The sequence below is a fragment of the Rhizomonospora bruguierae genome, assembly GCF_018397995.1.
GTDB classification, from domain to species: Bacteria; Actinomycetota; Actinomycetes; order Mycobacteriales; family Micromonosporaceae; genus Rhizomonospora; species Rhizomonospora bruguierae.
This window is the reverse complement of record NZ_BBQH01000088.1, coordinates 22,643-32,974: the sequence shown is the minus strand read 5'-3', so window position 1 is coordinate 32,974 and position 10,332 is coordinate 22,643. Positions and strand designations below refer to the sequence as shown.

General features: G+C 66.0%; 11 protein-coding genes and 1 pseudogene. 4 read left to right on the top strand and 8 right to left on the bottom strand.

Features of this window, described 5'->3' with window-relative positions; all coding sequences use genetic code 11:
• Both KJS59_RS28290 and KJS59_RS32385 read left to right on the top strand, forming a co-directional pair.
• Positions 1-1,075 (top strand): RHS repeat domain-containing protein (locus KJS59_RS28290; protein ID WP_213456607.1); only part of this gene is annotated, 1,075 nt, incomplete at its 5' end.
• Positions 1,072-1,371, top strand: a complete 300-nt coding sequence (locus KJS59_RS32385) for a DUF6966 domain-containing protein (protein ID WP_376771292.1) — start codon at positions 1,072-1,074, stop codon at positions 1,369-1,371. The genes KJS59_RS28290 and KJS59_RS32385, both read left to right, overlap by 4 nt.
• Before the next feature lie 128 nt (positions 1,372-1,499).
• Here the strand turns inward: KJS59_RS32385 and KJS59_RS28285 are convergent.
• The 4 genes and pseudogenes from KJS59_RS28285 to KJS59_RS28275 form a co-directional block, all read right to left on the bottom strand.
• Positions 1,500-1,884, bottom strand: a pseudogene (locus KJS59_RS28285) (helix-turn-helix domain-containing protein); the annotation flags it as partial.
• Positions 1,885-1,890: 6 nt separating this feature from the next.
• A complete protein-coding gene (locus KJS59_RS31910) occupies positions 1,891-2,502 on the bottom strand; it encodes an ISAs1 family transposase (RefSeq protein ID WP_283775918.1) in 612 nt (203 codons plus the stop codon).
• Positions 2,496-2,975: an ISAs1 family transposase gene (locus KJS59_RS31905; RefSeq protein WP_283775917.1), complete on the bottom strand. Its 480-nt coding sequence runs from the start codon at positions 2,973-2,975 to the stop codon at positions 2,496-2,498. Before KJS59_RS31905 ends, KJS59_RS31910 begins: the two co-directional genes overlap by 7 nt.
• A 233-nt stretch (positions 2,976-3,208) precedes the next feature.
• Entirely contained in the window at positions 3,209-3,889 is a 681-nt protein-coding gene (locus KJS59_RS28275) for an HAD family hydrolase (protein WP_213456605.1), read from the bottom strand.
• A gap of 118 nt (positions 3,890-4,007) precedes the next feature.
• Here KJS59_RS28275 and KJS59_RS28270 point away from each other — a divergent pair, with 118 nt between their 5' ends.
• Both KJS59_RS28270 and KJS59_RS28265 read left to right on the top strand, forming a co-directional pair.
• Positions 4,008-5,225: a helix-turn-helix domain-containing protein gene (locus KJS59_RS28270; protein ID WP_213456603.1), complete on the top strand. Its 1,218-nt coding sequence runs from the start codon at positions 4,008-4,010 to the stop codon at positions 5,223-5,225.
• 322 nt (positions 5,226-5,547) lie between these two features.
• Complete coding sequence (locus tag KJS59_RS28265; RefSeq protein WP_213456601.1) at positions 5,548-6,537, top strand: hypothetical protein; 990 nt, start codon at positions 5,548-5,550, stop codon at positions 6,535-6,537.
• 26 nt (positions 6,538-6,563) lie between these two features.
• On the opposite strand, the gene KJS59_RS28260 is transcribed toward KJS59_RS28265, so the two are convergent.
• The 4 genes from KJS59_RS28260 to KJS59_RS28245 form a co-directional block, all read right to left on the bottom strand.
• On the bottom strand, positions 6,564-7,661 hold the full coding sequence (locus tag KJS59_RS28260) for an IS1634 family transposase (RefSeq protein WP_456316015.1): 1,098 nt from the start codon (positions 7,659-7,661) through the stop codon (positions 6,564-6,566).
• A gap of 6 nt (positions 7,662-7,667) precedes the next feature.
• Entirely contained in the window at positions 7,668-7,862 is a 195-nt protein-coding gene (locus tag KJS59_RS28255) for a hypothetical protein (RefSeq protein ID WP_213456597.1), read from the bottom strand.
• A gap of 29 nt (positions 7,863-7,891) precedes the next feature.
• A complete protein-coding gene (locus KJS59_RS28250; protein WP_376771291.1) occupies positions 7,892-9,154 on the bottom strand; it encodes an IS256 family transposase in 1,263 nt (420 codons plus the stop codon).
• Positions 9,155-9,287: 133 nt separating this feature from the next.
• Positions 9,288-9,854, bottom strand: a complete 567-nt coding sequence (locus KJS59_RS28245; RefSeq protein ID WP_213456594.1) for a DUF4277 domain-containing protein — start codon at positions 9,852-9,854, stop codon at positions 9,288-9,290.
• Positions 9,855-10,332: the final 478 nt, after the last annotated feature.

Here is a 10,332-nt window from a genome sequence, read left to right as displayed (position 1 = left end):
AACAACCCCCTTCGGTGCGGCACGGGGCGCTACCAGCGGCGCATGGCCCAACGCCATGGACAAAGGCTTCGTCGGCGGCACCAAAGACAACACAGGGCTGACCCACCTCGGCGCCCGCGAATACGACCCCACCATTGGCCGATTCATCTCCGTCGACCCCATCCAAGACCTCGCCGATCCCCAGCAGTGGAACGGCTACGCCTACGCCAACAACTCGCCGGTCACCAGCTCCGACCCCAGCGGCCTGTGGGCGAAAGACCCCGACCTCGACGACCAGTTCGGCCACGCCAAGAAAGGCACCGGCAAGAAGACCAACCACCTCCCACATCCCGGAGGGCGAGGCAAAACAGTTTTCCACACAGGCTTGGAGTCGCTCTGCCTTAATCCCTTCATATGCAAGCTCCCGCCGGCTCCGAAGCCGGTCTACCATGAATTCAACCCTAACCACCAAGTAATGTGCCTAGCCCGGCCGTGTTATGCTGGGTCGCCGGTAATGGAGTGCGCAAGCTATCTGGATTGCAGCAATGTTTATCCTTACCTGGAGGACTATGCGTGTTCCCGATCGGTCACCTGCATTCTCCGAGGCCTTAATGACATAATTGCTTTAGCGCTTCTCATCGGCGCTCCAGCGCTTAGCGCCTCTAGGGCGGCAGGTACACTTCCCAGACTACTCGCCGACACTGCAATGACCCCCGCAGCAGCCCTAGCCCTTCCGCCCGAAATGGCACTCACCTTCGCTGGTGCCAGGCATACGCCCACCGTCCTCGCTCAAGATACAGTCCTCTATCGAGCCGGTGTGGCTGGCATGCCGCTCGGTCAGTGGTTCTCTGCTGGGCGGCCGGTTAGCGTGGTGCAGACTCGTATCGACAAGGCAATTCCACCGGTGTGGCCTGGTGGGCAAAAGGCGCCACTTGACACCGGGTATGGGGTTCTGATCCCTAGGGGAACGGTAGTGTACACCGGTAAAGTAGCCGATCAAGGTGGCTGGTACATGGGAGGCACCAACCAGATTGTGGTAGTAAAGCCTTGGGAGATCCCTGGAGTGGAGGTGGTGTCATCGTGGCCGCTGAAATGAGTCCGGATCAAATTCGAGGCATTCTGCTCGAATTGTCAAAACTTGCCGCAATGTCACCTCCTGGTGACTCCGTGTCGCGAATCCTGGAGCGTATAGCAAGCGACCTTCGGTATGCGGGCGAGGATGAAGAGCGACAGCGGTCAGTGATCCGGGAGATTTTGACTTTGTATCAAGGCGGCATGGGCAGCTTTCAGGATTACGTCCTGCAAGACTCTAGTGGCGTTCGCCCTGAGCACCAAAGGTTCGATGATCTGAGGAGGCGCCTATTCGTGGCAGCCGTGGAGAAGCTCAGGTAATCGCGCCTCTGCGCCAAGGCCCCACGGCAGAGGCGCGAGGTTGTATGGACGACCGCGGGACGTGGCGGACGGGCACCGGAAATGACTACAGGATCGTCCTCGACCTCGACACGCTGGACGAAACGGGCAGACGAGTTCGGCCTTCGCGTCGATGGCGATCTGGAGATTGGTGCTGTAGCGGTAGTTCTTCGATCGGGCGGCCAAACGGTGGTCGCGGGTCGGGATCAGGGTGCCGTCGACGATGGTGACCTGGTCCACCTGCCGGCGCTGGACCGGTGCCAGTGCCAGCAAGGGTCCGAGACTGTCGATGACCCGGTGCGCGGCCGAGTGGGAGATCCCGAACAGCGGCCCGATCTGGCGCATCGTCAAGTTCGTGCGCCAATGCACGGCGACCAGCAGTACCCGGTCCGGCAGGTCCAATACCCACTGCCGACCGCGGCGCCCGTCCGCGATCGCGTCCCGGCCGCGCTGAGCGACCAGATGCACCAGCCGGCGGAACTGTGCAGGTTGAAGCCAGGGTCATTGCATAGTTGGGTAACTGCTGGTCACGGTGGTGATGAGTTCGTGGGGGCGGCGGTTGGCGCGGCGGGTGGCTCTGGCGACGTTGGTCTCGCCGTTGCCGCAATGGAATCCGATCGCGGTGTTGCGCAGGACCGCTGCCACGGCGGGTCCGTTACCGGTGCGGGCCCGGTGGGTGTCCTCGTGGAAGGTCACATCGCGGACCCAGTGCAGCCGGTTCTCGATATGCCATTCCAGGCGTGCCCATTCCTGCAGGTCAGCGGGTTGGGCGTGAGCGGCGGGCAGTGACGCCACCAGATAGACCGTCTCCCGTGTCCGCTTGCCTGCCACCGTGCGGGTGCGGGTGATCCGGACGGCCTGCTGGGCGTGAGGGAAGCCGATGCCACCGGGAGTCTGCACGGTCAACGCCTTGACGGTACGGGTCTCACGACGAGCGTGCCCGGCGTCGCGGTGTTGGTCCCCGACCGGCACGTCTGCCCACGGTAGGCGCTTGAGCTGGGCGAACAACGTCGGCTGGTTGGCTTTGACCGACACATACAGGTGCCCGCCGGCAGCAGCGACAGCCCGGGCGTGGGCGACCTGCGTATGCAGCGCGTCCGCGACGATCACCATCCCGCCAGGCCACCCAACCGGGCCGCGACCTGCTCCAGCAGCGGCGCGAACGCCGGAATCTCATTCGACTTCGCCGCGACCTGGACCTGCGCCAGCACCACACCGGTCGATGTGTCGTAGGCCGACAGCAGGTGGACCCGCCCCTCGGGCAGGACCGCACCCCGCAGCACCTTGCCGTCAACAGCGATGACCCGCCGCACCGGTGGCGGCGCCGACACCCGCGAGCACAGCCAGTCAGCCAGGATCGCCGTCAACGTCTCGGCGTCGACGCGGACCAGCAGCCGCCACACCGTGGTCAGCACCGGCACCCGGCCGGTGAACCCGAGCCGGCCCCACGCCGGCGCATCGAGATCGTCGACCCAGTCGGCAATCGCGGCGAACGTGGCCGCTCCGGCCATCACCGCGCACACCGCGACCGCGAGCACACTCGCGAAGGGATACCGGACACCACGTGGGTCACGCGGATCAGGCACCCGCGCCAAGGCCGCCAACAGGCCAAACGTCTCACCGCCAGCGGGCGCGGAGTCGGTCGAGGCAGGGACGACACCACGTACGGCCAGGTCAGACGCACCTCAATCGACTACGCAAAGACCCTGGGTTGAAGCCCGGTCAACGGGTGGATCCACTGCGCACGGGGCGCTGAGATCACCTGCATCGCAGCAGCATCGACGATCGTTACCTGCTGACGCAGCAACGACACACCGATTTACGATTGGATATCGTCGCGTACGAGCTTGAGGATGAGGTCGGTGTTGATCAAGTCGGGCAACACTACGTCGGCGCCGGCATCGCGGAGGTCTGCCTCGCTACTGCGGCCCGATGCGATCGCGATGACGTGTACGCCGTTCGCATGCGCTGCTGCCACGTCTGCCGGTGTGTCTCCGATGAGGGTCGCCGCATTGGCAGCAGTGTTGGCGCGCTGGAGGCAGATGCGCACCAGGTTAGCGCGAGTGTCGTCATCCTCGCCGTAGGCGCCGAACTCCCAGCGGATGTGCTGGTCCAGGCCGAACGTGCGGAGTTTGATCTCTGCGACAGGGCGAATGTTTCCGGAAACGACTGTCTGCCGGACTCCATGAGCGGCGAGCGCGTTGATCGCGGCAGCGGCCCCGGGCAGAGCCCGTCCGCGGTCCCGTAGGTCTGCGATGCGGCGCAGATGCTCCTCGGTGAGGGCCTGGGCGAAGCGTTCGAAGTCCGACCGGTTCGTGGTCAGGCCGTGAAGTTTGGCGGTTTCCCGGAAGATGACCGGTTCGGCGATACCGTCGATTTTGGCTTGTTCGCGCATCGGTTGGCCGGTCGTCCGGAGAAACGCAGCTGCCGACAGTTCGCGGCCGACGCCCCGAGTGTCGATCAAGGTGTGGTCGATGTCCCACAGGACGAGCTGCGCCATGGTGCCCCCAGACCTTCATCGATCCCTCGACCACAGTCTCTATGTACCAAAGGCGCTTTGTGGACACCACCCGCGCCGTTCTACGCTGACGGTACGGGATCCGCTTGAAGGGGGCGGTATGGGAAGCGCGCCGTTCGCCATCGGCCGGAGAGTGAGGCACTACCGGCGCAAGAACGGCAACCGATCCCAGGCCGCCGTCGCTGGGTTGTGTGGCATCAGTGAGCGGTACCTCCAGCAGATCGAGGCAGGGCAGAAGGTCCCTTCGGCCGACGTGTTGGCCCGCCTCGCGGCCGAACTCGGTGTGCCGCTCGCCAGCCTCCTGTCTGAGGATCACGTAGATAGCGACCTTCCGCCCGATGGGGCCGAGGCGGAAGTCGTGCGGGCGCTCATGGGCTGTGGTCCACGGCCCAGCGGGGTGGAACCGCCCACCCCGGCTCAGCTGCGTACCCGTCTCGAGCATGCCTGGCGGATCTGGCAATCCTCGAAATGGCGCTTCAGCGAGGCCGCCGAGACACTGCCCTCCCTGGTCGTCGATGTGGAGCGCGCTCGGCGGAGCGGTGGCGATGATGCCAAGGCCAGGCGGGAGGTGTTGCAGGTAGCGGCAGATATGTACGGTTTGCTGCGTTCGTACTGTCGCCGGACGGGCCGTCTGGACCTGTCGCTCATGGCCGCCGACCGCGCCCTCCGTGCCGCCGAAGAGGCCGATGACCCCGTTCGGGTTTCCGCAGCGAAGTGGAACCTTGGCCATGTCCTGTTGTCGCACCGCGACGCGGATTCAGTGGAGGAGGCTAAGGAAGTCGCCCTTCTGGCCATCGAGCAGCTCCGCAGGCGTCCCTCGACCGTAGAGCTGCAAGCCAGGGCCGTTGAAGGCGCCTTGGAGCTTGTTGCTGCTGTCTCGGACGCACGTTGCGGACGTTGGTGGCATGCCAGGCAGAGGCTAGAGCAGCGAGCGGCGCCCCTGGCCAAGCAGGTGGGGGAACGTAACGTGCAATGGACGGTTTTCGGGCCGGCTAACGTCCATATGCATGCGTTGAGCATCGAGATGCTCGCCGGGGAGGCGGCAAAGGGCCTTGCCCTAGCCGACCAGATCGACACGAGCCGCGTTCCCAGTCGTGAACGGCGCTTCACGTTCACGCTGGAGGTGGCTCGCTGCCACGACCTTCGCCGCGACGACGCAGCGGTGCTGCTCCATTTGCTCAACCTGGAAGACCTTGCCCCAGAGGATCTCAAGCGGAGCGCGCTGGCCCGGGAGCTGGTCGGCAGTCTTCAGAGGCGCGTTCGGCCCACGTTCCGGCGTCAGGTAAGCGAACTCGCCGAACGCCTACAGTTCGTTTGAGGCCCCCGAATGGGGAGTTCACCCGAACTGCCAGTTCGTTCTCCCTGCCGTAGATAGCCGTAACTTCGCCGCATGCCGAAGCGAAGGACGGCCCAAAAATGATCAGCCATGCGGCGGCGTCGGATAGAGCTGATGTGCTGGTCGTCATGCTCCACAGCGTGCGCGATGGCTGGACGGCCCCCGGCCTGCACGCGATCAGGAAGCTTGCATGAGCGGGCGCGGTAGCCATCGGCCCGGCGGTGCCAGCCGCGGCGCCACCGCCGTAGCCGCTCGGCCATAAACCTGTTCCCGAAAACCCGCATCGTACGAGAGAGGAACCCCGGTGCCCCCGGCGGCATATCGCCCCCATCAGCTTCAAGGCCAGGTGTTCCGCGGCTCCCACGCCATCGCGCGAGGGCTGCTGACTGAACACCAGCTTCGCAGTCACGCCTGGATACGCCTCAGCCAGGACGTCTACGCCGACGCGGCCCTACGCCGCAGCCACGCCCTGCAATGCCTCGCGGTCACGCTGCGCCTTCCCATCGGCGCGGTGATCGCCGGGCCCTCCGCAGCCTGCCTGCACGCCACCAAACACCCCGATCCCCTCGGCACGGACACAACCGACCCAGGCGCCGGCAGCGTCGCCGACCGGCACATCCCCACCGGACACGACAGCTTTGAAGCACAAGGCGGCGAGGCGACCCAACCCGACGCCCGCGTCCACGTGATCACTCCACCCACGATCCGGGTACCGGCACGCCGCGGCCTGGCCGTACACGTACGCCAGGACTCGGCCTACGACATCACCACCGTGCCCGTCCTCGGCCATCCCGTGCCCTGTACCGGAGTCCTGCAAGCCGCATGGGACATCGCCCTCTGGCTACCGCCGATCGCCGCCGTCCCCGTTCTGGACGCGATGCTGCACTACCAGCTCCTCGACACAGCGGACCTGGCCGCAATCTGCCGCAACCGCACCGGGATACGCGGGGCACGCCGCGCACGGACAGCGTTCGCGATGACCAACCCCTGGTCCAGATCGACTCTACAGTCGCAACTTCGCGTCCTACTGACCGAAGACGGCCTACCCGCACCCCAGCTGCACTGTCGGATACGCCCGCCGTTCGGCGGACAACCCCTACTGGTCGATTTCGCCTGGCCCGACTTGAAGGTCGCGGTTACCTACGACGCAGACCTCGTGCAGATGCTCAGATTGATCGGCTGGCTCGGCATCTACATCCCACTCGACCAGCCACAACTGCATGCCAAACTCGCTGCCCGGGTACGAGCAACCGTGTACCAGCGCCTGGCGCTCGTACGAACTCACAACGGCTAGCCCTGCATTCCGCATGTCGGCGATCGTCAGCACCATTCCAGCGGATTGACGTCGAGCAGGTCGAGGATTTCGAGTTGCAAGGGTGTGGGTTGAGGGATGGTGTGTGGGTCGCCGCTGGTCGCGGGGATGAGTCTCATGCCGGCGAGGGCTTGGAAGATCAGTCGGGTGGTCGGGACGGCGGGCCGGCCGGCGTAGAGACCGGCGATGGTGGTCCGGCCCAGGGCGGCCAGAGCGTGTCTGACCTGGCGTTCGATCAGGCTGAAGATGAGCAGCGCGAGGCAGACCACGGTGATCATGGCGGTGATCCGGCGGTTGTTCTTCAGGTAGATCGCGGCGACGGCGAGGGGGCCCTTGAACGCGGAGTAGCGGCGTTCGACGGCTTCCTGTCCCTTGTAGTGCAGCAGGACCTGGACGGCGTCGGCCTCGTCGGGGTCCAGGTTGGTCAGCAGCGCGTACCAGCCGTCGGTGGCCGCTTCGGCATCGATCGTCTGCTGGTCGAAGTGCCAGGTCAGGGTGGGTTTCCCGGTGTCCGGGCAGGTGCCGGTGGTCGTGCGTAGGTAGGCGCCGACGCGGCGGGTCTTGCCGATCACCGCCAGGCGGGCCTCGACCGCGGCGGCATCCGGATAGTGCCGGGAACCAAGGCCGCGGGTCAGCCGGTCCAGGTCGTCGGTGGCCCGGTCGAGCTTCTTGGCCCGGGCGGTGGCTGCGGCCTGCGCCCGGGCGCTGGAGTGCACGAACACCCGGCGCAAGGTCAGCACCGGATCCTTCTTGCGCGGGCCGGTCAAGGTCATGGTGTCCTCGTACACGTGCCACGTCCCCAGCTTGGCGGGGTCTTTGCCCCGGTCACGTGCGGCGACGTAGTCGACCCGGCTGGCCTGGGTCAGGTCCAGACCGGCCAGCGCCTCGGCCGGCACGTACACCTTCGACGCCGGCGCTACGAAGCTCACGTCGTCGCCGTGCATCTTGCTCAGGTTGTCGTAGGAGACCAGCTTCGAGTCGCCGACGATCAACAGCCGGCGGGTCGTGGCGATCTGCTGTAACGCTTTCACCATCGGGATGACCTGGGCGACCTCGCCCGCGCCGCCGTCGTAGGCGAGCTTGTCAAGATGTCTGTGTAAGTTGATCTGAATTTATTGATGGGTGAGGTCGTTGTCGGGCGCCGTTTCGGCGCCTGGGTGCTGGCGGTAGCGGGCGGAATCGGCCGGTTCGTTGGTGTAGAGGATGGCGCCGTTGAGGGCGGCGATGTCGTCCTCGGTGAGGCTGTCGAGGTAGGCGTCGAAGTCAGGGTGGTCGTGCGGCGGGTGGTGGTTCTTCCAGTCGGTCACGGTGGGTTCCGTTCGTGCTGGGTTCGGGTTCAGGTGAGGTAGGGGCCGAGGCGGTCGGGGTAGGTCAGGGCGAGGGCGCCGAGGGCGGCTTTCCAGCCGTGCACGGTAGCGCCTTCGACGAGCCGGCCGGGGGCCTTGCGCTGGTTGCGGGGTGCACCCTGCTCTTTGGCGCGTTGCCGGGCGCGTTTGTCCTCGATGTCGCGGATGGCCAGCCACAGCAGCTTGATCACCGCGTCGTCGTTCGGGAAGTGCCCCCGATTCTTAATGATCTTCCGGAGTTGGTAGTTCAGACTCTCGATCGCATTCGTCGTATAGATGATCTTGCGGAGTTCCGGTGGGAACGCCAGGAACGGGATGAACCGCTCCCACGCGTTCTCCCAGGTCGCGGCCGCCGCCGGATACCGGCGGCCGAGATCAGAATCAGCGAACGCGAGCAGCTCGGCCTCCGCGGCCTCCACCGTCGGGGCGGTGTAGATCGGCCGCAGCGCCACGGCGACCTTCTTGCGGTCCTGATAGGACACGAACCGCATCGCCGCCCTGATCAGGTGCACCGTGCAGGTCTGCACCGTCGTCTGCGGCCAGGTCGCCTCCACGGCCTCGGGGAAGCCGGTCAGCCCGTCACAGCACACGATCAGCACGTCCCGCACCCCACGGTTACGCAGCTCGGCGCAGACCCCGGCCCAGAACTTCGCCCCCTCGGCCGCCTGGACCCAGATCCCGAGCACGTGCTTGACCCCGTCCAGGTCCACCCCGACCGCGATGTGCGCGGCCCGGTTACGCACCTGGTGCCCGTCGCGGACCTTCACCACCAGAGCGTCCAGGTAGACGATCGGGTAGATCTCCTCCAAGGGCCGGGCCCGCCAGGCCTTGACCTCATCGAGGACCCCGTCGGTGATCTTCGAGATGGTCTCGTGGGACAACTCGGTACCCAGCGTGCGCCCGAGGTGATGCCCGATGTCACGGACCGTCATCCCACCCGCATACAACGAGACGATCATGTCGTCCAGGCCACCGACCCGGCGGACGCCCTTGGGCACCAGCCGCGGCTCGAAGCTGCCGGCCCGGTCCCGCGGCACCGCCAGGGGCACGTCCCCGACCTCGGTCGCGAGGGTCTTCGGACTCGACCCGTTACGCGAGTTCGGGCTACCCCACCCGACCGGATCGCCCTTCTCATAGCCCAGATGACCGGTCAGCTCCGCCGCCAGCCCCCGTTCGAGGACTGCCTTGATCATCTCCGGCAGGAAGCCACCCTCCCCGGTCAACCGCAACTCGCCGGCGTCCGCCCGGGCCATCACATCATCGAGCAACCCAGCATCGATCATCTCATTGATCACCACACGCGCCGTCCCCGGCCCGCTACCCGACGGCTGCACACCGAGCGGATGAGCATCACGTTGATCGTCAGTCACGGTCATGTGTCCTCCTTCAACTCAAGAGGATCTCCTTACACAGACCATCTGACACCCCCTCGTAGGCCCGGTGGAAGATCGGCACCCCGCCGTCCGCGGCCACCGCAAGCCCCGCCTGGACCTGCTTCAAGTCCGGCCGCCGGTCTTTCGGATGCCCGAACTTCGGCGCCGCGTACATCTCGTCGACCTGCTCATACTCGCCGTACATCGACATCGAGGTCATATCCCAGTGAATGCGGGACACGTCGATACCGAACCCCTCGATCGCAGCCGCACCGACCGACCCGACGATCGAGTCCACCCGCGCAGCGATCGCATCCAACGCCCGGCCGACCCGGTCGTCATTGAGCTGCTCCGGACGCACCCCGAACACCTCCTCGACCGCGTACCCACCCGCCCACCCCTGCACCCGTACGAGGGGCTCCGGCGAGGTCAACCGGTTCGCGACCAACGCCTCGATCACCTGGCCATGCGTCAGTTCCGACCGGTCATCCACCGGACACAACCCATCGATGACGTCACGAATCCGAAGGCGGGCAGCGAACGCCGCGACCACCGGCAACGACCCCAACGCCTTCTCCACCGACGGCAACGAGCCGTACCGCGCACGCTCTCTCACAGCCCGGCACGCTGCCACCGACCCCGCTCGTGACGAACCCGCCACGCCGAAACCCGCCCACGATCAGCCACGTGCGGAATGCAGGGCTAGCGCGGCAACTGATTGCTGGGGATCCCATCCGTTCGAGCGGCTGCCGCAGCCTCGCCGGTTGTCTGGGCCTGGTACGCGGTCTTGTGCGCAGCAGGCGACGAGGACGTCGACGCGGCGTAGGCAAGGCAGATGAGGGCGGCGCTGTGGTTCCCGCGCCCGGCTTCGCGCGACGACCATCGCCGCACCGTGCATTGTGATCAGGACACCGGCTCGCCTGTGTGATTCCGTGTGACTTCATGTGAGTCCTGGAACGGCGCGCCTCTCACACCGACTCACATACCGTGACCTTGGCGGATCCCCGGTGGACCTGCGCCGAGGCTCACGAGAGCCCAGCCCCGCCGACAACCGCCAG